This is a genomic window from Salinicola sp. DM10, assembly GCF_017306975.2.
Classification (GTDB): domain Bacteria; phylum Pseudomonadota; class Gammaproteobacteria; order Pseudomonadales; family Halomonadaceae; genus Salinicola.
On the sequence record NZ_JAFLEN020000002.1, the window covers coordinates 609,076 to 632,650 of the forward strand.

17 protein-coding genes and 1 other RNA gene are annotated in these 23,575 nt (G+C 67.0%); 17 read left to right on the forward strand and 1 reads right to left on the reverse strand.

Annotation, left to right across the window (positions count from 1 at the left end):
- The first annotated feature begins 214 nt into the window (after window positions 1-214).
- The 7 genes from ffs to J0A90_RS11465 all read left to right on the forward strand — a co-directional run bounded on the left by ffs (window position 215) and on the right by J0A90_RS11465 (window position 6,130).
- An RNA gene (gene ffs, locus J0A90_RS11435) (signal recognition particle sRNA small type) lies at window positions 215-311 on the forward strand.
- 393 nt (window positions 312-704) lie between these two features.
- Window positions 705-3,098: a DNA polymerase III subunit gamma/tau gene (dnaX, locus tag J0A90_RS11440; protein WP_207037389.1), complete on the forward strand. Its 2,394-nt coding sequence runs from the start codon at window positions 705-707 to the stop codon at window positions 3,096-3,098.
- Window positions 3,099-3,191: 93 nt separating this feature from the next.
- Window positions 3,192-3,518, forward strand: a complete 327-nt coding sequence (locus tag J0A90_RS11445) for a YbaB/EbfC family nucleoid-associated protein (RefSeq protein ID WP_207037390.1) — start codon at window positions 3,192-3,194, stop codon at window positions 3,516-3,518.
- Complete coding sequence (gene recR / locus J0A90_RS11450) at window positions 3,518-4,123, forward strand: recombination mediator RecR (protein ID WP_207037391.1); 606 nt, start codon at window positions 3,518-3,520, stop codon at window positions 4,121-4,123. The genes J0A90_RS11445 and recR overlap by 1 nt, the downstream gene beginning before the upstream one ends.
- Before the next feature lie 138 nt (window positions 4,124-4,261).
- The gene (locus J0A90_RS11455) at window positions 4,262-5,380 is read left to right on the forward strand and encodes an HRDC domain-containing protein (RefSeq protein ID WP_207037392.1); all 1,119 of its coding nucleotides are present in this window, start codon (window positions 4,262-4,264) and stop codon (window positions 5,378-5,380) included.
- Complete coding sequence (locus tag J0A90_RS11460; RefSeq protein WP_035476895.1) at window positions 5,377-5,688, forward strand: YcgL domain-containing protein; 312 nt, start codon at window positions 5,377-5,379, stop codon at window positions 5,686-5,688. The genes J0A90_RS11455 and J0A90_RS11460 overlap by 4 nt, the downstream gene beginning before the upstream one ends.
- Window positions 5,681-6,130 (forward strand): YcgN family cysteine cluster protein, encoded by a 450-nt coding sequence (locus J0A90_RS11465; RefSeq protein ID WP_035476897.1) that lies wholly within the window; start codon window positions 5,681-5,683, stop codon window positions 6,128-6,130. The genes J0A90_RS11460 and J0A90_RS11465 overlap by 8 nt, the downstream gene beginning before the upstream one ends.
- Before the next feature lie 97 nt (window positions 6,131-6,227).
- Here the strand turns inward: J0A90_RS11465 and J0A90_RS11470 are convergent, their stop codons facing one another.
- Window positions 6,228-8,321: a S9 family peptidase gene (locus tag J0A90_RS11470; protein ID WP_233076717.1), complete on the reverse strand. Its 2,094-nt coding sequence runs from the start codon at window positions 8,319-8,321 to the stop codon at window positions 6,228-6,230.
- A 143-nt stretch (window positions 8,322-8,464) separates the two neighbouring features.
- Here J0A90_RS11470 and J0A90_RS11475 point away from each other — a divergent pair, with 143 nt between their 5' ends.
- The 10 genes from J0A90_RS11475 (at window position 8,465) to pstS (ending at window position 23,471) form a co-directional block, all read left to right on the forward strand.
- Window positions 8,465-8,938, forward strand: a complete 474-nt coding sequence (locus J0A90_RS11475; RefSeq protein WP_207037393.1) for a hypothetical protein — start codon at window positions 8,465-8,467, stop codon at window positions 8,936-8,938.
- 120 nt (window positions 8,939-9,058) lie between these two features.
- A complete protein-coding gene (locus tag J0A90_RS11480; RefSeq protein ID WP_207037394.1) occupies window positions 9,059-10,855 on the forward strand; it encodes a vWA domain-containing protein in 1,797 nt (598 codons plus the stop codon).
- A gap of 91 nt (window positions 10,856-10,946) precedes the next feature.
- A complete protein-coding gene (locus J0A90_RS11485; protein WP_207037395.1) occupies window positions 10,947-12,659 on the forward strand; it encodes an AMP-binding protein in 1,713 nt (570 codons plus the stop codon).
- Window positions 12,660-12,741: 82 nt separating this feature from the next.
- Window positions 12,742-16,731: an ATP-dependent RNA helicase HrpA gene (gene hrpA / locus J0A90_RS11490; protein ID WP_233076718.1), complete on the forward strand. Its 3,990-nt coding sequence runs from the start codon at window positions 12,742-12,744 to the stop codon at window positions 16,729-16,731.
- A 252-nt stretch (window positions 16,732-16,983) separates the two neighbouring features.
- Window positions 16,984-18,108, forward strand: a complete 1,125-nt coding sequence (locus J0A90_RS11495; RefSeq protein ID WP_207037397.1) for a beta-ketoacyl-ACP synthase III — start codon at window positions 16,984-16,986, stop codon at window positions 18,106-18,108.
- On the forward strand, window positions 18,108-18,854 hold the full coding sequence (locus J0A90_RS11500; RefSeq protein ID WP_207037398.1) for a VacJ family lipoprotein: 747 nt from the start codon (window positions 18,108-18,110) through the stop codon (window positions 18,852-18,854). The genes J0A90_RS11495 and J0A90_RS11500 overlap by 1 nt, the downstream gene beginning before the upstream one ends.
- Before the next feature lie 70 nt (window positions 18,855-18,924).
- On the forward strand, window positions 18,925-20,007 hold the full coding sequence (locus tag J0A90_RS11505) for a PP2C family protein-serine/threonine phosphatase (RefSeq protein WP_207037417.1): 1,083 nt from the start codon (window positions 18,925-18,927) through the stop codon (window positions 20,005-20,007).
- Window positions 20,000-20,503: an STAS domain-containing protein gene (locus J0A90_RS11510; protein ID WP_207037399.1), complete on the forward strand. Its 504-nt coding sequence runs from the start codon at window positions 20,000-20,002 to the stop codon at window positions 20,501-20,503. The genes J0A90_RS11505 and J0A90_RS11510 overlap by 8 nt, the downstream gene beginning before the upstream one ends.
- A 276-nt stretch (window positions 20,504-20,779) precedes the next feature.
- On the forward strand, window positions 20,780-21,985 hold the full coding sequence (locus J0A90_RS11515) for a Bcr/CflA family multidrug efflux MFS transporter (protein WP_207037400.1): 1,206 nt from the start codon (window positions 20,780-20,782) through the stop codon (window positions 21,983-21,985).
- A gap of 445 nt (window positions 21,986-22,430) precedes the next feature.
- Window positions 22,431-23,471 carry a phosphate ABC transporter substrate-binding protein PstS gene (pstS, locus tag J0A90_RS11520; protein WP_035476924.1) on the forward strand — a complete coding sequence of 347 codons (1,041 nt, stop codon included), beginning with the start codon at window positions 22,431-22,433 and terminating at the stop codon, window positions 23,469-23,471.
- Window positions 23,472-23,575: the final 104 nt, after the last annotated feature.

Here is a 23,575-nt window from a genome sequence, read left to right on the forward strand (position 1 = left end):
GTTGCTGCCGGCTCGAGACGCTGGTATAGTTTGCGCCGCTCGACAACATCTTGATGTACTTAAGGTTGTTGGTCAGCGGCACGACGAGAGCCAAGCACTGCAAGCCGTGAGAGTCGATTGGCAATCGTCTGCAACGATGATCGGTCACGAGACAATTCGATCGCGATATGATCGATGTCGAAACAGCGCCGAGCATCGCGTTTATGGTGGCCCTTACCGGTCCTCCCGCAACGCTAAACCGCAAACCCCGCCAGGCCCGGAAGGGAGCAACGGTAGTGGTGGCCGCGTGTGCCGGGATGTGGCTGGTCGGGGCCGCCTCCATTTCAAGCCTCGGTGTTATCTGGACTGCTTGTCCGGCCTGCGTCCTGCTGGCCCGCGCTTTTACGCTCCTGCTGATTCAGTCTGCCTGATCCTTCCCGCATCGTTTCTGCCGAGCCGTTTGCTGACCGCTGCGTCCTCTGCGCGCCTAGCGCTCGACCCCGGGTGTCTATCGGGGCTATCAAGTCTATCGGGGCTATCGCGCCGGCGTGCTATCTGTCCGCTGAGTCGCTGCTCGTTGAGGTACCGGTTACCTCGTCACCCTTCATTCGATCCTGCTAGAATGGCGCGATCATCGCCGCTCCCTGAGCCTGGCCGTGCCGCCATCCGTGTGGCCGGTTCGCCCGGGAGAGGGTGTCGTCCAGCCCCAAGGAATTCCGCGTCGTATGAGTTATCAGGTTCTGGCCCGCAAGTGGCGTCCTCGCACCTTCCACGAGCTGGTGGGGCAGGAGCATGTCAGTCGGGCGCTGGTCAACGCACTCGACCAGGGGCGGCTGCACCACGCCTATCTATTCACCGGGACACGCGGAGTCGGCAAGACCACCCTGGCGCGCATCCTCGCCAAGTGCCTCAACTGCGAGCAGGGGGTGGGGTCGAAGCCCTGCGGCGTATGCCAGACCTGCCGCGATATCGACGACGGCCGCTTCGTCGATCTGATCGAGGTCGACGCCGCCTCGCGGACCAAGGTCGAGGATACCCGCGAGCTGCTCGATAACGTCCAGTACGCGCCGACCCAAGGGCGCTTCAAGGTCTACCTGATCGACGAAGTGCACATGCTCTCCACCCACAGTTTCAACGCCCTGTTGAAAACGCTGGAAGAGCCACCGCCGCATGTGAAGTTCCTGCTCGCCACCACCGATCCGCAGAAGCTGCCGGTCACGGTGCTGTCGCGCTGTCTGCAGTTCACGCTCAAGAACATGCCGCCGGAGCGGGTGGTCGAACACCTGACCCGGGTGCTCGAGGCGGAGCAGGTGGCGTTCGAGCCGCCGGCGCTGTGGCTGCTGGGCAAGGCCGCCGATGGGTCGATGCGCGACGCCATGAGTCTTACCGATCAGGCGATCGCCTTCGGCCAGGGCGAGGTCCGTCGCGATGACGTCGCGGCGATGCTGGGCACCCTCGATCATGCGCACCTGCTGGCGCTGGCCGAAGCGCTGGCCGAGGTGGACGCCGAGCGGCTCTTGGCCGAAGTCGCCGCGCTGGCCGAGCAGGGGCCCGACTTCGCCGGGATTCTCGACGAGATCGCCGGGTTGATGCACCGCCTCGCCATTGCCCAGATGGTGCCCAGCGCCCTCGATAACGGCCACGGTGATCGTGATCAACTGCTGGCACTGGCCTCGCGCTTCACCGCCGAAGACGTCCAGCTCTATTACCAGATCGCACTGCAGGGGCGCGGCGATATCGATAGCGCACCGGATGCTCGCACCGCTCTGGAGATGACCCTGCTGCGCATGCTGGCGTTCCGCCCCCAGGGGGTACCGACACCGCCGCAGACCGATCTGCCGCTGCGCGGCGAACAGCCGACACGGGCATCGAGCGCGCCCGCTGATGCGCAGCCGGCTGCGGTACCTTCGGCGCCATCTGCGCCGAGCGCCGATTCAGCGGGTCCAGCTCAGAGCGCCGTGTCAGCGGCTCCCGCCCCCCAGGCGCATACGCCGGCAGCCGCCGAGACCGCCGGCGCGGCGTCCCATCAGGCTCCGGTAGCGGACGCACCGCCCTGGGGGGAAGCATCAGCGCCGGCCGCCGCGCCACCGGCTCCTGCCGAGCCCGTCGCGGCAGCGCCTCAGCAGGCTCCGGTGGCGGATGCACCGCCTTGGGCGGTCGAATCCACGCCGGCTGCTGCGCCGTCGGCAGTAGACTCCCTGCCCCCGACGCCGGGCGTGGATTCAGCGCCCGAAACACCAGCAACGCCGCCTTCGGGCGCCGTAACTGCAATGCAGGCAGCGCCGACTGCCGAGCCCGCCGCGGCGGCGCCTCAGCAAGCTCCGGCAGCGGATACGCCGCCCTGGGTGGTCGACTCGGCGCCAGCGGCCGTCGATTCAGCGGCCGTCGATTCAGCGGCCGTCGATTCAGCGGCCCCGACCCCGGCCGTCGATTCAGCGGCCCCGACCCCGACCGTCGATTCAACGCCTCCGACACCGACCGCAGGGGCCCAGCAGTCCAACCATGCGCCCGCTGCCGCCGAAGCTGCCTCCGAGGGTGACTGGGAGGCGGATGCCGGCTTCGACGATGCCGATCTGGCCCAGGACCAGGCCGCCGCCGAAGCGGCCTATGCCGACTGGCAGTCCGCGCCGGCACCCGCTGTACCGGCGACGCAAGAGGCCGACGAGGAGCCTCTGCCGGTCGCATCCAGTGCCGCTGCGCCCATGGCACCTGCGGCGGCGGGGGAGCATCTGACCCACGCGGCCTGGCTCGAGCGGTTCGATACGCTGGAGATCGGCGGCCTGACGCGTAATCTCGCCGCCCACTGCGTGGTGACCCAGGACGATGGCCAGACCCTGGCGCTGACGCTCGATCCGGGGCAGTCGGCGATCCTTTCCGAGATGCACGTCGAGCGCATCACCAAGGCGCTCGCGGCGCAGGGCTTTGCGCGCCGCGTGGCGATCGAGGTGGGCCCGCTCGATGGCCGCCTGGAGACCGCTCGCGACAAGCGCGACCGTGAAGCGCGTGAGCGTCACGCGCAGGCCGTTGAAGCGCTGCGCGGTGACCCGCACGTTCAGGAGCTGGAGTCGCGTTTCGGTGCGCGTCTGCTGGAAGAGAGCGTGACCAGCGACCGCGCCTGACCTCTTGACCGATCACGGTCGCGGGCGTGGTTGACGCTGAAGCCCGACATTTTCCGTTTCAATCGATTCAATCGTCGTTCCAAGGAGTGCGAGATGTTCAAAGGTGGCATGGGCAACCTGATGAAGCAGGCCCAGGAAATGCAGGAAAAGATGCAGAAGGTGCAGGAAGAGATCGCTCAGATGGAAGTCTCGGGCGAAGCTGGCGCCGGCATGATCAAGGTCACCATGAATGGTCGCCATGACGTCAGCCGGGTCGAGATCGATCCCTCGCTGATGCAGGAGGACAAGGAGCTGCTCGAGGACCTGCTCGCGGCTGCGGTCAATGACGCCTCACGCAAGGTCGAGAGCCAATCCAAGTCGCGCATGGAAGAGGTCTCTTCCGGCCTCAATCTGCCACCGGGCATGAAGCTGCCGTTCTGATGAGCTTTTCGCCGCTGGTCGAACAGCTGCTGGAGAGCCTGCGCGTGCTGCCTGGCGTCGGGCCCAAGACCGCCCAGCGCATGGCGCTGCATCTGCTCGAGCGCGACCGTGAGGGTGGCCGTCGGCTGGCCGAGGCCCTGGTGGAAGCCGTGGAGTCGGTCGGCTACTGCGAGCGCTGCCGTACCCTGACCGAGGAGACGCTGTGCGGCGTGTGTCAGGACGCACGGCGCGACGCACGGCTGCTGTGCGTGGTCGAATCGCCGGCCGACATGCTGGCGATCGAACAGGCCGGCGGCTATCGCGGCCAGTACTTCGTGCTGCACGGCCATCTCTCACCGCTCGACGGCATCGGCCCCGACGATATCGGTCTCGATCAGTTGGAAGCGCGGCTGGCGGCCGAGGCGGTCGACGAAGTGATCCTCGCCACCAACCCCACGGTCGAGGGCGAGGCAACCGCGCACTATATTGCCGAGCACCTGGTACGGCAGGCGGCCAAGCTCTCGCGCCTGGCCTACGGTGTGCCCATGGGTGGCGAGCTCGAGTATGTCGATGGCGGCACGCTGAGTCGCGCCTTCCTCGGGCGCCAGCCCTTCGCCCGCGAGTGAGTCGCACCCTGCGCGGCCCAACTGCCATTGCCACCATGCGGCGGCGGGGCTTCGTGCCACGCTGCACCTTGCACGATCAAGCGCCTTCCAGCGTGACGCGGCCGTGGCCGTGACGCGCTCAACCATGAAAGAGTTCGAATGACTGTCGACACGCCCATTGAATGGATCGATACGCCGGCGGGCCTCGCCGCCGCCTGTGCCGCCCTGGCCGACGCCGAGGTGCTGGCGCTGGATACGGAGTTCTTCCGTGAGACCAGCTTCTATCCGGTGCCAGCGCTGGTCCAGCTCAGCGCCGGCGAGCGTATCTATCTCATCGACCCCCAGGCGGTGGCAGCGGACGAGGCGCTGCGCGCGTTGCTCGCTGGCGGTGCGCCCAAGCTGATCCACGCCTGCAGCGAGGATCTCGAGGTGCTCGCGCTGTGGGCCGGGGTCGAGATCGCGCCGCTGATCGATACTCAGGTCGCCGAGTCGCTGCTGGGCGAGTCGGCGGCGATCGGCTATCGCGGGCTGGTACAGGCGCGCTGTGGGGTCGATCTGCCCAAGGAGGAGACCCGCTCCAACTGGCTCGAGCGCCCGCTGAGTGCGGCGCAGCTCGACTACGCGGCACTCGACGTCTATTTCCTGCCCGAGATCTGGGCCCAGCAGCGCCAGGCGCTGGAGGCGGAGGGTCGGCTTGCGTGGCTTTACGAAGAGTGTGCCGCGCTCGGCGCCGGGCGCGACGTCAATGCCGGCGAGCGCTGGTATCTGCGCCAGCGTCAGCTATGGCGGCTGACCCCGCGTCAGGTCGAGGCCTACCGTCTGATGACGCGCTGGCGCGAGGCGGAGGTGCGCCGTCGCGATACGCCGCGGGGTTGGCTGGCCAAGGATGGGCTGCTGCTGGCGATCGCCGAGGCGATGCCGGCCAACCGTTTCGAGCTGGCCGCGGTCGACGGCGTGACGCCGGCGCTGGTCAAGCGTGAAGGCGACGCGCTGCTGGCTCTGGTCAAACAGGCGCAGCACGCCGACGAGACCGCGCTGCCGACACCGCCGCCGGTGCCCACCGCGCCGGCCTTCAAGCGGCGCATGAAAGCGCTCAAGGGCGTGGTCGGCGAGCGCGCCACGGCGCTGGGGCTGGCGCCGGAGCGGCTCTCCAACCGCGCCGAGATGGAGATGATCGCGGCGGCGCATCTCGATGGGCGGGCGTTGCCGCTGCCCGGCGGCTGGCGTGGTGAGTGCCTGGCGGCGCCGTGGCGCGCCGCGCTGGAGGGGGCGGCATGAGTGCCGGCGAGCAGCGCCTGCTGTGCGAGGTGGTCAAGAGCCCGCGTCTCGATGAAATGTATCTCTATCTCGACAAGGCGCGGGGCATGGCGGCGGTGCCGCAGGCGCTACGCGAGCGCTTCGGCCGCCCGATTCCGGTGATGACGCTGCTGCTACGTGCCGAGCGGCCGCTGGCCCGGGTCGATGTGCATCAGGTGATGGCGGCTATCCGCGCCCAAGGTTTCTATCTGCAGATGCCGCCGGCCAAGGAGGGCTATCTGCTCGATCTGTTCACTCCGCGCGATACGGACGACACACCCCATGCGTGAGCGATTCTGGGAGCGGTTCACGCTCGAGGAGCTGACCCCGCAGGAGTGGGAGGCGCTGTGCGACGGCTGCGGCAAGTGCTGTCTGGTCAAGATGGAGCACCCGGAGAGCGGCGACGTGGCCACGCTCAATGTGGCCTGTCGCCTGCTCGATATCGACAGCTGCCGCTGTGGCGACTATGCCCACCGCTTCGAGCGGGTGCCGGAGTGCACCCAGTTGAGTCTGGCCAATCTCGACGAGTTTCACTGGCTGCCGCATAGCTGCGCCTATCGCCGCCTGTCCGAAGGACGCAAGCTGGCCAGCTGGCATCCGCTGCGCAGCGGCAGCGATCGGCGCATGCACGATCGCGGCATGAGTGTGCGTCACTTCGCGGTCAGCGAGCGCGAGGTCGACGAGGCGGACTACGAAGCGCACATCATCGATATCCTGCCGCTGCGCGATTGACCCCCCATCTTTGCCCGCCTGCTCGTCAGCGGACCGGCCGTCGCGGCCACCGACTGACGCTTGCCGCGGCCGACCCGGGTGGTCGGCCGCGCACGCCTCACTCGCTTGTCTGCTGTGCCGCGCGCATGGTCGCCTGCGGCTCGGCGACGCCCAGTGCCCACAGCAGGAAGGCGTCCTGGCGCGCGTTGTCGCGCCACGCCTTGAAGCGCCCGGAGGCACCGCCGTGGCCAGCAGCCATATCGGTTCGCAGCAGTACCGGGCCGCGGGCGCTGTCGAGTTCGGTCATGCGCGCATAGAGCTTGGCCGGTTCCCAGTAGGGCACCCGCGAGTCATGCCAGCTGCCCTGTAGCAGGACGCTGGGGTAGGGTTGCGGAGTTAGGTTATCCAGCGGCGAGTAGTCGCGAATGCGCCGGCGCGCCGCGGGCTCGTCGGGGTTGCCCCACTCGGTGTACTCCGCCGTGGTCAACGGCAGGTCGGGGTTCTCCATGGTGCGTAGCACATCGACGAAGGGTACGTCGAGCACCGCGGCGCAGAACGCGGTGGGCTCCAGGTTGAGACTGGCGCCGACCAGCAGGCCGCCGGCGCTGGCGCCGTAGGCGGCGATGCGTTCGGGGGCAGCGAGGCCCGAGTCGACCAGGGCGTGGCGTGCGGCGAGAAAGTCGCGGAAGCTGTTCTCCTTGTGCTCCAGCTTGCCGGCCAGATACCACGGCTCGCCGCGGTCGCCGCCGCCGCGCACGTGGGCCACGGCGAAGGCGACGCCGCGTGCCAGCAGCTCGAGCCGAGCCACCGAGAACCAGGGGTCGAGCACCTCGCCGTAGGCGCCGTAGCCGTAGAGCAGGGTCGGCATCGGGGCCTGCCCCAGCAGGTCGGCGCGGGCGACTACCGAAACCGGAATGCGCTCGCCGTCGTGCCCCGTCGCCCACAGGCGGCGGCAGGTCAGCTGCGCTGGCTGCAGGTCGCCGTGCAGCGTCTGGCTCTTGAGCAGGCGCTGCTCGCCGCTGTCGAGATCGTGCTCGACCCAGCGCACGGGGAGGGTGAACGACTCTTCGCGCAGGCGCAGACGGCGGGCGTGAAAGTCCGGCGTATCGCCCAGCGCCAGGCTGCACGGCGCTTCCGGTAGCGGCAGGCGATAGCCGGGTACGCCCGCGGCATCGCTGGTCTCAGCGTCCGGCGCGAGCTCGATCGCGCGCAGATAGACCTGCGCCTCGTGGTGGTCACGCTCGGTGAGAATCAACCCCCAGGCGAAGGCGTCGACACCTTCCAAGGTGACGTCCTCGCGATGCGCCACCAGCGGCTGCCACTGATCGGGCGCGGACACCGGGGCGGTGTCGAGGCGGAAGTGGGCAGCATCGCGATTGTGCAGTACATAGAAGGTATCGCCGCGGTGGTCGATGCCATACTCGATGCCGCTCTCGCGCGGGCGCACGCAGCGCGGCGCGCGCTCTGGCTCGGCGGCAGGGATCAGATGGCACTCGGCGGTATCCTTGGAGGCGGTCTCGATCACCAGCCACTGGCGCGAGCGTGTCTTGCCCACGCCGACCCAGAACTCGACATCCGGCTCCTCGAACAGCTTGGCGCAGCGGTCGCTCTCCACGCACAGCCGCCACACGCTGGCGGGGCGCTGGGTAGCGTCGTAGCGGGTGAAGAGCAGGGTGCGGTTATCCTCCGCCCACAAGAGCTCCGGGCCCAGACGTCGACGCAGCCGGCGCGGCTCGCCATCCGGCAGCTGCTTGAGATAGAGATCGAAGAACTCGTTGCCGCTGACATCCTCGGTCCAGGCCAGCCAACCCTCGTCGGGGGAGAGCGCCATGTCGCCGAGTTCGAGGAAGTCGTGGTCGGCGGCCCGCGCCTGCAGATCGAGAATCAGTTCGGGGGCGGCGTCACCCTGGCACGCCTGACGCCACCAGCGTGGATAGTCGGCGTCGGCGGCCGTCTCGCTCCAGTAGCGGTAGTGGTCGAGCGTGGTCGGCAGCCCGGTGACGGCGAGTTCGCGCCGCGCCAGATGGCCGTCGTAGAGCGCGTCTTCGAGTGGCTTCAATGGTGTGAAGAAGCGCTCGCTCTGGCGATTGGCTGCGCGCAGGAAGGCCTTCACCTGAGGATCGTCGCGCGACTCCAGCCAGTGCCAGGCGGGGTCGTCCTCGCGGCGGAAGTGACTGACGGGGGAGGACTCGGTGATCTGGGCGCGGGGCATAGGCTATCGGGCTGCTCGGGTAGGTAGTTCACATGGCGAGAACGCCGCCGCGACCCGACCCTCTGGCACGGACCCCGGGCGGCTGTGCTTTCCAGGCGGGAAGTGTACCATGTCCCAAACCGTTCGAATCGAGAGTCGTCATCATGCTGTTTTCCGATTCCCTGCCGCAGCTGTGGCTTAGCTACGCCGCGCTTTCTTGTGTGGTCCTGGTCACCGGCTATCTGGGGGTGCGGCTGCTACCGTTGCTGCCGCGTCTGGCGCTGGTCGGTGTGGTCGCGGGGGCGCTGTGGATGGTCGCCCCCTTCACGCTGCCACTGGCGCAGCCGGGTGAGACCTACTCCGGTCTGGCCCCGGCCATCGTGGTGATGGCGGTGGGCGTGCTGCAACACGACGGCGGCCAGGTCTTCGCGGCGCTGCCGCTGCTGTTGTTGGGGGCGGCAGTGGGTGCCGGTATCGGCGTGCTGGCGTGGCGCAAACTGCGTCACCGCGGCGGTGACGATGGCCGCAGCGGCGGACGTGGCGGCAAACAGCAGTCGGGTGCCACCCGTACTGCCGCTGCGAAAAAGACGGGTGAGCGTGGCCAGGGTGGCGGCCGCCGCGAACCGATGGTCGGCTGATTCAGCCCTCGCCCGCGGGGCTTCGGTGGGTGACCGGGGCGGAGTCGCGCCGGACGCTTTTTTTGATAGGGCTTCGTGCGCACTCCACGCCGGAGCCGGGTGGCGAGAAGGAAGCGCGGCATGCGTGCGTTGAGGGTATGGCTGGTGTGTCTGCTCGGTCTGCTGCCGGGCTGGGTGCTGGCGCAGACGGCGCCGGACGTCAGAATCGTGGTCGATGTTTCCGGCAGCATGAAGCAGAACGACCCCGGCAACCTGCGCGCCAACGCGCTGGATCTTGCCGCGATCCTGCTGCCTCAGGAGGCGCGCGGTTCCATCTGGACTTTCGGTACCACCGTGGCCAACCCGGTCCCCGATGCCGGGGTCGATGACGCCTGGCGTCAGCGGGTGAGCCGGTTGATGCCGCAGCTCACCGACTACCAGCAGTTCACCGATATCGAGCAAGCCCTGACTCGCGCCGCCGCGGCGCCGCCCCAGGGGCCCAACCGCCATCTGATCCTGCTCACCGACGGCATGATCGATCTGCCCGCCACTGGCGGTGACAAGCGTGCACAGGACGCGGCCTCGCGGCAGCGAGTGATCGACGAGCTCGCCCCCGAGCTGGCCGCCGAAGGCGTGACCGTCCATCTGATCGCGCTCTCGCGCAACGTCGACCTGCCGCTGCTCGAGCAGGTGGCGCAGACCACCGGCGGGCTGGCGGCGGTGGCCGACACTCCGGATCAGTTACTGCGCGCCTTTCTCGACGTGCTCGACCGCATCCTGCCGGGGGATCAGGTGCCCATCGACGCGCAGCAGCGCTTCACTATCGATGACGATATCCAGGCCTTCAATGCACTGCTGTTCCACGCCCCGAATGCCGACTCGCCGGTACTGATCGCCCCCGACGGCCAGCGCTACTCCCGCGATGATCACCCCGGGCGGGTCGAGTGGCAGAGCAGCGATCGTTACGATCTGATCAAGGTGCCCGAGCCGATGTCTGGTGAATGGCGCATCGAAGGCGCCATCGGCGACGACAGCCGGGTCGGCATCCAGGCCGATATCGCGCTGCGCAGCACCGCGCTGCCGGCAACGCTTTACCGCGGTTTCACCACGCCGCTGGACGTGTGGCTGGAAGCCAAGGGTCAGCGTCTGGAGGGCGATGCGCTGCCTGCCGGACTTGCGGTGCGCGCCGAGCTGCGCGACCTCGATGGCAACCTGCTGTCACAGACCACGCTCTCGCCCCAGGCGGGGCACTTCCGCGGTGAGCTGCCCGGCGCGGAGCAGTTGGGCAATGCGCGCCTGGTGATCACTGCGCGCAGCGAGCGCCTGATTCGCCAGCGGGTGCAAACGGTCAATGTGGTCGCCGCACTCAGCGCCGAACTGAGCCAAGACGGCTCGCGCATCGTTATCCGCGCCAACCACCCTGAACTCAATGCCGACAACACCCGGCTCAGCGCCGAACTCACCGGCAGCCCGCTGACGGTCGAGCGTATCGATGCACGCACCTGGGCGATCGAAGTGCCGCGTACCGACCCCAACGCCTCACTGCCGGTGACCATCTCCGCCGAGGCCGATCTCGACGGTCGTACCTGGCACTTCGACCTGCCCATCGTGCGCCTGAATCCTGAAGCTGGGGTGGGGCTGACCGGCGCCGATCTGTCACGTGCGGTCAAGAGCCAGCAGCGTGAGCAGGACGATAGCCTCGGCAGTGGCAGTGACGACAGCTTTACCGATGGGCTGTCGGCGTCGCAGATGGCCGATGCCGCCGTGGCCAAGGCGCGCGAGGGCTGGCAGGTCGCGCGTCCTTATGTCGAGCGCTATGCCCAGCGGCCGGTCACCTGGGGTGTGATCGCGCTGCTGGTGTTGCTGTTGCTGCTCGAGCGCTGGCGCCGCGCCGTCAGCCGCAGACGCCGGGCGCGGCGCTCGGAGCCTTCCCTGTAAAAGTGACGGTGCGATTACCACCTTGGTGGCAGCGCCGGGGCGCGGGGAACCTGATATAAGGGAGTTATTCAAGCCTAATCAAGGAGATCCCATGGGTGACAGCGCGAACGCCTACGTCGAGTCCGGAGTGCCCCTGACGGGTCTCGAGGCTTTTCATTCGATCAACGACATCATCGCCGATGCGTGTCATCGCTACGCCGACAAACCGGCGTTCACCTGCATGGGCAAGACCCTGAGCTATGCCGATGTCGATCGCCTCGCCGATCGCTTCGCCGCCTGGCTGCAGAACCACACCGACCTCGAGCCGGGGGATCGTATCGCCATCCAGCTGCCCAACGTGCTGCAGTTCCCGGTGGCGGTGTTTGGCGCGCTGCGCGCCGGGCTGGTGATCGTCAACACCAACCCGCTCTACACCGAGCGCGAGATGCGCCACCAGTTCCGTGATGCCGGGGCCAAGGCGATCGTGGTGCTGGCCAACATGGCCCAGAAGCTCGAGAACGTGCTCGCCCAGACCGAGATTCGCCACGTGGTGGTGACCGAAATGGGCGACCTCCACGACTGGCCCAAACGTCCGCTGATCAACTTCGTGGTGCGTCGGGTCAAGAAGATGGTGCCCGCCTATTCGTTGCCTCAGGCGGTCGATTTTCGCCGCACCCTGTCCGCGGGCGAGCGGACGGCCACGGTTGCGTCGGGGAAGGACGAAGAGATCGCCGTGCTGCAGTACACCGGCGGCACCACCGGGGTGGCCAAGGGCGCGATGCTGACCCACCGCAATCTGATCGCCAACATGCTGCAGACCCAGCAGCTGCTCGGCGATACCCTGGAGAATGGCAGCGAGACGATCATCGCGCCGTTGCCTTGCTATCACATCTATACCTTCACGGTGAACTGCCTGTACGCGATGACCACCGGCCAGCACAATGTGCTGATACCCAACCCGCGGGACATCGCCGGCTTCGTCAAGACGCTCTCCCAGACACCGTTCAGCGTCTTCGTCGGGCTCAACACGCTGTTCAACGCCCTGTGTCAGCGTGACGACTTCAAAGCGCTCGACTTCTCGCGGCTCAAGTTCACCATCTCCGGCGGCATGGCGTTGACCCAGGCCGCGGCCAAGCGCTGGCAGGAGGTGACCGGTAACGGCATCGTCGAGGGCTACGGCTTGACCGAGACCTCGCCGATCGCCCTGGTCAATCCGCCCGATGCGCCGCAGATCGGCACTATCGGCCGCCCCGTGGCGGGCACCGAGGTGCGCGTGGTCGACGACGAGGGGCGAGCGCTGCCGCCGGGGGAGAGTGGCGAGCTGTGCATCAAGGGGCCGCAGGTGATGAAGGGCTACTGGAATCGCCCGGAGGATACCGCCAAGACGCTCAGCGACGATGGCTGGCTGCGTACCGGCGACATGGCGGTGGTGCAGGAGGATGGCTACGTCAAGATCGTCGACCGCAAGAAGGACATGATTCTGGTCTCGGGATTCAACGTCTATCCCAATGAGATCGAGGAGGTGGTGGTGGGGCACCCGGACGTGCTCGAGGCCGCTGCGGTGGGCGTGCCCGATGAGGAGAGCGGCGAGGCGATCAAGCTGTTCGTGGTGGCGCGCAACGAGGGGCTCGACCCCCAGGCGCTGCGCCAGTGGTGCAAGAAGGAACTGACCGGCTACAAGGTGCCCAAGTTCGTCGAACTGCGCGACGAGCTGCCCAAGAGCAATGTCGGCAAGGTGCTGCGGCGTGAGCTGCGTGACGGCGACAAGGCCGCGGATGGCTCGGTCTCGGATGGCAAGGTATCGGGCAGCAAGGCCTCGACGTGAGTTAGCACGCTTTCGGCGCTACAATGGTGGGTTCGCCGTGGTCTCCCGGCGACTTCACCGGACTGTCGATGTCGAGGATCTCTTGAGCGCCACCGCTGCCAACGCTTCCCAAGCTCTGACCCAACTGCAGGCGCGGTTAGACGCCTGCCTGCTGCGCGATGCCCACGCCCTGCGCGGGCGCCTGGCGCGGCTCGAGCGGCGCGCCCGCGAGGGCAAGCCGATCGACCGCTCGCTGGGCGAAATCGAGGCCCGCATCGACGCCTCCCAGGCGCAGGTCGAGCGCCGACGTCGAGAGCGCGTCACCCTCGACTACCCCGAGTCGCTGCCGGTGGCGGCGCGGCGCGAGACGATCCTCGAGGCGCTGCGTGAGCATCAGATCGTGGTGGTGGCCGGTGAGACCGGCTCGGGCAAGACCACCCAGCTACCCAAGCTATGTCTCGAACTGGGCCTGGGCCGACGCGGCATGATCGGGCATACCCAGCCGCGGCGCCTGGCGGCGCGCTCGGTGGCGACCCGGTTGGCGGAGGAGCTGGAGGTACCGCTGGGGGAGCAGGTCGGCTATCAGGTGCGCTTCACCGACCAGAGCGGTGACGCCACCCTGGTCAAGCTGATGACCGACGGCATTCTGCTGGCCGAGACCCAGCATGATCCGGACCTGCTGCGCTATGAGGCGATCATCATCGACGAGGCCCACGAGCGCAGCCTCAACATCGACTTTCTGCTCGGCTATCTCAAGCGCCTCAGCGCGCGCCGGCCCGATCTCAAGATCATCATCACGTCCGCCACCATCGACGTCGATCGGCTGTCGCGCCACTTCGCCCGTGAGATCGACGGCGAGACGCGCCCGGCGCCGGTGGTCGAGGTCTCCGGGCGTGCCTACCCGGTCGAGGTGCACTACCGTCCGCTGGTGCGCGAGGCCCGCGACGAGGAGGACCTGACGCTGCAGGAGGGGATCGTGGCGGCGGTCGAGGAGATCGAGCAGATCGAGCGCGACAAGCGCTGGTACTCGGGGCCACGCGATATCCTGATCTTCCTGCCCGGAGAGCGCGAGATTCGCGAGACCGCCGATCTGCTGCGCCGGCTCGAGCTCAAGAGTACCGAGATCCTGCCGCTCTACGCGCGGCTCTCCAACGCCGAGCAGAACCGCGTGTTCCAGAGCCATGCCGGGCGTCGCATCGTGCTCTCGACCAACGTCGCCGAGACCTCGTTGACGGTGCCCGGCATCCGCTATGTGATCGATCCGGGGCTGGTGCGCATGAGCCGCTACAGCTTCCGGGCCAAGGTGCAGCGGCTGCCGATCGAGCCGGTGAGTCAGGCCAGCGCCAATCAGCGCAAGGGGCGCTGCGGGCGCATCGCCGATGGCGTATGCATCCGTCTCTACAGCGAGGAGGATTTTCTCTCCCGGCCCGAGTTCACCGAGCCCGAGATCCAGCGCACCAATCTGGCGGCGGTGATCCTGTCGATGCTCTCGCTCAAGCTCGGCGAGGTACTCGATTTCCCCTTCGTCGACGCCCCCGATCCGCGGGTGGTCAAGGATGGCTACCGCCTGCTGTTCGAACTCGGCGCGGTGGACGGCGGTGAGCGCCTGAGCGACATCGGACGACGGCTCTCGCGGCTGCCGATCGATCCGCGGCTGGGGCGTATGGTGCTGGCCGGCGAGCAGTTCGGCTGTCTGCGCGAGGCGCTGATTGTGGTGAGCGCGCTGGCCACCCAGGACCCGCGCGAGCGTCCGGCCGAGAAGCGCCAGGCCGCCGATCAGAAGCATCGCCAGTGGGATGATCCCGATTCCGATTTCGTGGCCTGGCTCAATCTGTGGCAGGGCTTCGAGGCGGCCCGCGACGAGCTTTCCGGCAGCCAGCTGCGACGCTGGTGCCGGGACCAGTATCTGAGCTACCTGCGCCTGCGCGAGTGGCACGATACCTACCGTCAGCTGCGCCAGCTGGTGCGCGAGATGAAGCTCGAGCCGAGCAGCGCCATGCAGCCGGGTGAGGGCGAGGGGGCCGCACCTAGGGTGGACGCCGCCCGCCTTCACCAGGCGCTGCTCGCCGGACTGCTGTCGCATCTCGGCCAGTTGCAGCCGGAGAGCCGTGAATTCCTCGGCGCGCGCAATCGCAAGTTCATGCTCCATCCCGCTTCGGGGTTGGCCAAGAAGCCGCCCAAGTGGGTAATGGCCGGCGAGCTGGTCGAGACCAGTCGGCTGTTCGCCCGTGACTGCGCGCGCATCAAGCCGGAGTGGATCGAGCCCCAGGCGGGTCATCTGGTCAAGCGCGCTTACAGTGACCCGCACTGGGAGCGCAAGCGCGCCCAGGTGGTGGCGCTGGAGCAGGTCACCCTGTTCGGGCTACCGATCGTCAGCGGCCGGCGCGTCGACTACGCCAAGGTGGCGCCGGCGGAGGCGCGCGAGCTGTTCATTCGGCGCGCGCTGGTCGAAGGCGACTACGACACTCGCGCCGCGTTCTTCTCCCACAACCGCGCGATGGTGGCGGAGGTCGAGGAGCTGGAGGATCGCGCGCGCAAGCGGGATATTCTGGTCGACGAAGAGACGCTGTTCGCCTTCTACGACGAGCGCGTCCCTGCCGAGGTCGCCAGCGGGCGCGACTTCGAAGCCTGGCGCAAGCGCGCCGAGCGCGAGACCCCCGAGCTGCTGAAACTCGACAAGGCCGCGCTGATGGCGCGCGAGGCCGACGACGTCAGCGTCGAGCAGTACCCAGACGAGTTGGTCTTCAACGGCGTACGCTATCCGCTCAGCTATCACTTTGCGCCGGGGGCGAGCGACGACGGTGTGACCCTTACCGTGCCGGCGGTCATGCTGGCCCAGCTGCCGGAGGGGCGGCTGTCGTGGCTGGTGCCGGGGCTCTTGCGCGACAAGTGCATCGCGCTGCTCAAGGCGCTGCCCAAGACGCTGCGGCGTCAGGTGGTGCCGATCCCCGACTGGGTCGATGCGGCGCTGCAGACGCTGACCCCCGATGCGCGTCCGGTGGAGGCCGCGCTGGGCGAGTTCCTGCGGGTCAAGACCGGGGTACGTCTTGACCCCTCGGCGTGGCGGCTCGATCAGCTCGAACCGCATCTGGTGATGAATCTGCGGGTGGTCGATCACGAGGGCCAGGTGCTGGGCGAGGGGCGCGACCTGGCCGCTCTGCGCGAGCGCTTCGGCGACGCCGCCGCAGCCGGCGCGCGTGCCATGGCGCAGCAGCAGGCGACCCCCAGCGAGACCCTGGAGGCGCTGCCGCAGACCCCGCTGCCAGACTCCAGCACCAGCCGCCAGGCGGGTATCCAGGTCGAGGTCTATCCGGCCCTGGTGCCGGCCGGTGACGCGCTCCAGATCGCCTGGTTCGACCACGCCGAGCGCGCCACCGCGGCGCACCGGGATGGCGTGGTGGCGCTGGCGCGCCGCCGCCTGCCGGAGCTTCTGCGCTACCTGCAGCGGGAGCTGCCGCAGCTCAAGGCGTGCGCGCTGCTGTTCACCAAGGTGGGCACGCGCGAGCAACTGACCCAGGACGTGATCGATGCGGTGCTGGCGCAGACCGTCGCTGCCGACCCGCTGCCGCGCTCGGGCGAGGCTTTCGATGCCCGCCTCGAGCAGTGGCGGGGCGATCTGGTGGGCTACGCCGAGCGGCTGCTCGATGACCTGCACAAGGCGCTGGAGGGGCACCTGGCGGTGACCAAGCAGCTCAAGGGTAACGTCAGTTTTGCCCTGGCCCTGAGCTACAGTGATCTCAAGGCCCAGATGCAGCGTCTCGTCTATCCGGGCTTCGTGCGCGATGCGGGGCCTTGGCTCGAACACTATCCGCGTTACCTGCAGGCGGCCGAGATCCGGCTGGAGAAGGCGCCACGCGATCGTCGTCGTGATCAGCTGGCGATGCAACAGGTGCAGGAGTGGGAGAGCCGACTCGATGCCCGCCGTCAGGCCGCCGAGCGCGAGGGCGTCGTACCCGCCGAGCTGATCGAGTTCGGCTGGTGGCTGCAGGAATTTCGGGTGTCGCTGTTCGCCCAGCAGCTGGGCACGCTCGAGAGTGTCTCGGAGAAGCGCCTGGCGCGGCGCTGGCGCGAGATCACCGGGCAGGCGCTATGACGCCGCTGCATCCCGGTACCCGCCTCCGGCGTATCATGGGTTGTAGAGGTGTGCACGGGGCCCAGGGGCTGGACGGCGCTGACCGCACCGTATCGCAGGGCGCGCGGCTTTCGCTGCGTCATCGAGCAAGGATAGGGCGCTCGCCGTACTATCAAGAGGTACAGCGGCTTTCGCCGTGCCATCGAGAAGGGACTGCGGCGCTCGCCGCACTATCGAGAGGGACTGCGGCCTTCGCCGCATAAGGAGCGAGTCATGACGCAAGCCGTCATCACGGCGACGGGCCTGTTCACGCCGCCGGAGGCGATCGACAACGCGGCGCTGGTCGCCAGTTTCAACACCTGGGTGGACGCCGAGAACGCCCGCCATGCCGAGGCCATTGCCTGCGGCGAGCGCGAGCCGCTGGCCCACTCCAGCGAAGCCTTCATCCTCAAGGCATCGGGTATCGAGAGCCGCTACGTCATGGAAGCCAGCGGTATCCTCGACCCCGAGCGGATGCGCCCGCGGATCGAAGAGCGCGATAATGCGGCGCTCTCGCTGCAGGCCGAGATGGGCCTCGCGGCGGCACGCCAGGCGCTCGAGCAGGCGGCCATCCGCGCCGACCAGCTCGATCTGATCATCGTCGCCTGCTCCAACCTGCAGCGGCCGTACCCGGCGGTGGCGGTCGAGCTGCAGGCGGCACTGGGTGCCGGCGGCTATGCCTTCGACATGAACGTGGCCTGCTCCAGTGCCACCTTCGCCATCGACATGGCGACCAATGCCATTCGCGCCGGGAGTCTCGAGCGAGTGCTGGTGGTCAACCCCGAGATCTGCTCGGCGCATCTGGATTTCCGCGATCGCGATAGCCATTTCATCTTTGGTGACGCCTGCACCGCGGTGGTTCTGGAGGCGGATCATCTGGCCCGCGAGCGCGAGCACTTCACCATTCTCGGCACGCGCCTGACCACGCGCTTCTCCAACGCCATCCGCAATAACTTCGGCTTCCTCAACCGGCTCGCCGACAGCAGTGCCGATGACAAGCTGTTCGTGCAGGAGGGGCGCAAGGTGTTCAAGGAGGTCTGCCCGCTGGTGGCGGAGCTGATCCTCGAGCATCTGGAGAGCCAGTCGCTGACCGGCGAGTCGGTCACCCGGCTGTGGCTGCACCAGGCCAACCGTCACATGAACGATCTGATCGCGCGGCGCGTGCTGGGGCGCGAGGCGAGCGAGCACGAGGCGCCGATCATCTTGGACCGCTACGCCAATACCAGCTCGGCCGGCTCGATCATTGCCCTGCATCTGCATCGCGACGATCTCGAGGAGGGCGATGTGGGGGTGGTGTGTTCGTTCGGCGCGGGCTACAGTGCGGGCAGTGTCATATTGCGTAAAGGGAATGCGTGTTGATGAAATCGATCCATTGGCTGAGCGGCGCCGCCGTCGCTTTGGCGCTAGGAGGCTGTGCCTCCAGCGGTGAGAACAGCAACCCACAGGATCCGTGGGAAGGGTTCAACCGTGGCGTCTATCAGTTCAACGACACGCTAGATCGCTATGCGCTCAAGCCGGTCGCCCAGGGCTACAAGGCGGTCACGCCCGAACCCGTGCGTGACGGTGTCGGCAACTTCTTTTCCAACCTCGGCGAGATCCGCACTGCGTTCAACAGCGTGCTGCAGTGGGAGTGGGGCAATGCCGGGACGGCCTCTGGCCGCTTCGTCATCAATACCATCCTGGGGGTCGGCGGCCTGCTCGACCCGGCCACGCGCATGGGGCTCGACGAGAACGAGGAGGACTTCGGTCAGACGCTGGCGGTGTGGGGCGTCGACTCCGGCCCCTATCTGGTGCTGCCGGTGCTCGGTCCCAGCACGGTGCGTGATACCAGCGGCCTGCCGCTCGATATGTACACCTATCCGGTGACCTACGTCGAAGATGACAAGGTGCGCTACGGTCTGACCTTCCTGCGCTACGTCGATCTGCGCGCGAGTCTGCTCGACCAGGAGTCGCTGATCCAGGGCGATCGCTACAGCTTCATCCGCGATGCCTACCTGCAGCGGCGTCAATTCCTGATCAGTAACGGCAAGGCGGGCAAGGATCCGTTCGCCAGCGGCGACTTCGGCAACGATTTCCAATACAGCGAAGACGACTTCGCCGAGTGACCCCGTGTCCAAAACGCTGAGCGATGAGCCCGTGATCGGCGTGATCGACCTGCCGGGACGGGAGCGCGAGATGCTGGTGGGCGAGATCGCCCGCCTGGATGCGCGCGTGGTGGCGGCGCACTCTTTGGCGGCGCTGCCGGTAGCCTGCGATCTGGTCGTGGCGCACGTGCGCGCGGTCTCGCACGATGGCTGGCAGATCCTGAGCCAGGGGCAGCCGACCATCGTGGTCAGTGAAAGTCGCCGCGACGGTGATCTGCACAAGGCGATGGACGCCGGGCTGATCGACTATCTGGTCGAGCCGCTGGCGCATGCCGACATCCTGCGCCGCCTGGTGTGTCGCGCGCTCGATCTCGACCGGCTGGCCCGCGCCCATGACGAGAGCCGCGCTGAGCTTCAGTCGCTCAACGATCGTCTCGAGCGGCACCTGGAGATCCTGCGTGAGGATCAGCGCGCCGGCGGACACGTGCAGCGCAAGCTGCTGCCGCCGCCGGGGATGACCCATCGGGGCGTGCGCTGCGACTACTGGTTCGCGCCCTCGCTCTATCTTTCCGGGGACTTTCTCGATTTCCAGCGCTGTGACGAGCGCTACAGCTTCTTCTATTTTGCCGATGTCGCCGGCCACGGTGCCTCCTCGGCGTTTGTCACTGTCCTGCTGAAATATCTCTGCAACCGCTGGCTGTCGCAGTGGCGCACACTGCTGCCAGAGGCATTTCCCTCGCGCTGGCTGGGCGAGCTCAATCGTGAGCTGCTGGAGACCGGTATCGGCAAGCACGCCACGATCTTTGCCGGGGTACTGGACCATGAGCGCCATTTTCTGCACTATGCGCTCGGCGCTCAGCTGCCCATGCCGATCCTCGTCAGCGAGGAAGGGGCGAGCTACCTGGGCGGAGAAGGGCCGCCGGTGGGGTTGTTTCCGGATGTCGAGTACCCCATCTATGGCTGTCCGCTACCCGAGCGATTCCAGCTCTGGTTCTGTTCCGACGGCGTGCTCGAATGCCTGCCGGCGGCTTCACTGGATGCGCGGCTCAAGGAACTCGAGCGCCGCGTGACACGTTGTACCCGCGTCGACGATCTGAAGGATGGATTGGCGCTGGGAGATCAACTGCCGGATGATCTCAGCATGATGACACTGAGTGGTTTCGAGCATGATTGAAGGGCGAGTCAAGGCGGCCTTCGAGTCGGGCGTATTCGTGCTCAAGCTCTGCGGCGATGTCCGCCTGACGCTGTGCGCGACGCTCGATGCCGAGGCGCAGCGGCTGGCGGATCTGCCGGGCCTGCGTGCGGTCATGGTCGATCTGCGCGAAGCGACCAACGTCGACTCCACGGCGCTGGGCTTTCTGGCCAAGGTGGCGCTGGCGGTACGTGGGCGGCTGGAGCAGCCGCCGACGATCGTGGCCGAGCATCCGGACGTGCGGCGCATGCTGGACGTGATGGGTTTCGCGCGTTACTTCACGCTGGTGGAGGCGCCACTCACCGAGCCGGCCGAGCTTGCCGAGCTGCCCCACGTCGAGGCCGACGAGAAAGCGATTCAGCAGCGCATTCTCGAGGCTCATCGTATTCTCATGCACATGAGCGAGCACAATCGGCACGAGTTTCAGCCGCTGATCGAGCTGCTCGAGTCTCAGCACGCCAAGGCGTCCCCGCACTGACTCTGAGTCGCGAGCGGGGGCGTATCTGCCACGCGTGCCAGGGCCGGTGTCACTGTCCGTAAAGCGCGCCATCTGTGCCTGTCTCTTCGCGCGAGCGTCATCGCGGGCATGCGTGATCATCGGTCCCGGCGCTGACCGCTGCCGTCTTCAGGTGTCTTTATCTTGCGTGCCAGCGGCATCGCTGGCCGATTGTCGTGTGGCGCCGCGGACGCCCGCGATCAGGTATTTTTCATCCGCCCGCAGCGAGGAGGAAGTCGTGTTGTCGAGGAGTCTAGCGTGAGGCCGCTGAGTGCGCGTCGTCTGGCACTGCTGGTGGCTGCCAATACCGCCCTGGCGCCGCTGGCGATCGATGCCTATCTACCCGCCATGCCGGCGCTGGCGGCCTCCATCGGCGCCAGCGTGCACCATACCGAGCTGTCACTGAGCATATTCCTGCTCGGTTTTGCCCTGGGGCAGCTGGTATGCGGACCGCTCTCCGATCGGTTCGGGCGCAAGCCGGTGCTGATGACGGGGCTGGCCGTTTTCCTGCTCGCCAGTCTAGCGCTGACACAGGTCGGCTCACTGGCCACGCTGTGGGGCTGGCGCTTCGTCCAGGCGCTCGGCGGTGGCGCCTGCGTGGTCAACTCCGCGGCGATCGTGCGTGACCGCTTCAGCGGGCGCGAGGCGGCCAAGGTGATGTCGACCATGGTGATGATCCTGATGATGGCGCCGCTGGTGGCGCCCGCCCTGGGCAGTGCGCTGCTGCACCTGGCCGACTGGTGGTTGATCTTTCTGTTTCTGGCGCTCTACGCGGTGTTCGTGCTTGGGCTGCTGGGACGCTTGCTGCCCGAGACTCATGGGCGCGACCCCGACGCGCCCTCGGTGGGGCAGATCCTGGACAACTATCGCAGCGTGCTGCGCCATCGCGAGGCGATGGGCTATATCGGGGCGGTATCGATGTCGTTCGCCGGGATGTTCGCCTTCATTACCGGCTCGCCCTATCTCTACATGGAGCATTACGGCCTCTCGACCACGCTCTATCCTTTCGTGTTCGGTGCCAACATCCTGATCATGGCCTCCTCCAGCCGGCTCAACATCCGCCTGCTCAAGCGCCGCACGCCGCAGCAGAACCTGCTGCTGGGGCTCGGCGTGCAGCTGAGCGCGGGTATCGGTCTGGTCGCGCTGGTCGCCTCGGGGCTGGATTCGATCTACAGCGTGGCGCCGCTGATGGTGGTCTTCGTCGGCATGCAAGGGCTGATCAGCCCTAACGCCATGTCATCCATGCTCGATCACTTCCCGCGCATGAGTGCCACCGCGACGGCGCTGCAGGGCTGTCTGCAGTTCACCTGTGGGGCGGTCGCGGGGGCGCTGGTCGGTGCCTTCGAGCTGGCCAGCGCCTGGCCCACGTTGTTGACCATGCTGGGGGCGACCCTGCTGGGCAATATCGGTGTCCGCGTGCTGTCGGGCCCGGCACTCAAGCGTACCTCGACATCCTCCGCCTAACAGTCAGGCGGCGCAGCGCCGGCCGCCATCGCTGAAGCCATCATCATCCTTCTTCACCCCTGCCTCAGGTGCGTTCGGCTGTGCTCTCGCAGCCGACCTTACCCACCGTCGATGCTGTTTACTCAATACGTGCAAGCGGTTACGCGTCTTGACCCTTGTCATCCTGTTGTCATCTTGGCTTGGCAGTGTGGGTGCCGCGAAGGTTGCGGCCGGTAGTCGAGGCCGCTCTCGAGATCACCGGCGATCGCCAGCGAGCTGCGGTCGTGCGGTGGTTTTTCATACACCTGACACACCCAATTCGTCGAATGTCACTTTTCAAGACGATGACAAGGCTGTCATAAAAGTGTCACGCGTCTGACGTAACGTGGCGTTCTGAGAGTGCAGGCAACCTTCGCAACGTCGTTATCGCACACGCATCCATCCAAGGTGGAAACAGGATATCGCTATGCTCAAACATGTCTTCGCTACGCTCGTTTCCGGGTCCCTGATTCTGGGCGCCGCTGCCGTCCAAGCCCAGGAAGCCATCACCGGCGCCGGCGCGACCTTCCCCTATCCGGTCTACTCCCAGTGGGCGGATGCCTATCAGGACAAGTCCGGCGTTGGCCTCAACTATCAGGCCATCGGTTCTGGCGGCGGCATTCAGCAGATCACCGCCAAGACCGTGACTTTCGGTGCCAGCGATGCGCCGATGACCAAGGAAGAACTGGACAAGAACGGTCTGCTGCAGTGGCCGATGGTCATGGGCGGTGTGGTCGCGGCATTCCACGTCGACGGCATCGACGGCGCGATCAATCTGGACGGCAAGACGCTGGCCGACATCTACCAGGGCAAGATCACCAGCTGGAACGATGAAGCCATCGCCAAGCTGAATCCGGACATGAAGCTGCCCGACACCAAGATCACCCCGGTCTATCGCGCCGAGGGGTCGGGCACCAACTTCCTGTTCACCCACTATCTGTCGCAGGTCAGCAAGGACTTCGCCAACACTGTGGGCGAGGGCAAGTCGGTGGCATGGCCGGCGGGCGTCGGGGCCAAGGCCAATGCGGGCGTCGCCAGCCAGATCGCCAACACCAATGGCGCCATCGGCTACGTCGAGTTCGCCTACGCCGCCCAGAACGACCTGCACCTGGTGCACCTGAAGAACAAGGCCGGCAAGACCGTGGCACCCGACATGGATTCGTTCATGGCCGCTGCCGCCAACGCCGACTGGAAGAACGCCCCGGGCATGTACCTGGTGCTGACCAATCAGCCGGGTGACAACAGCTGGCCGATCACTGGTGCCTCTTTCATCCTGATGCACAAGAAAGTGCAGGACGTGGATGCCGCGCGCCAGGCGCTCGAGTTCTTCGACTGGGCCTATAGCAACGGCGACGAGATGGCCAAGAAGCTCGACTACGTGCCGATGCCGAAGAACGTAGCCGACATGGTTCGTGAGAGCTGGAGCGAGATCAAGGGTCCGAACGGCGAAGCCGTCTGGAAGCAGTAACCCCTTGAGCCCCGATCGCGACGGCGAGTGCTTCAGAGCTCCCGTCGCGATCGTGTATCGAACGATCGAATCTGCAATAAACGCGTGAGTGACGAGCGCGTATG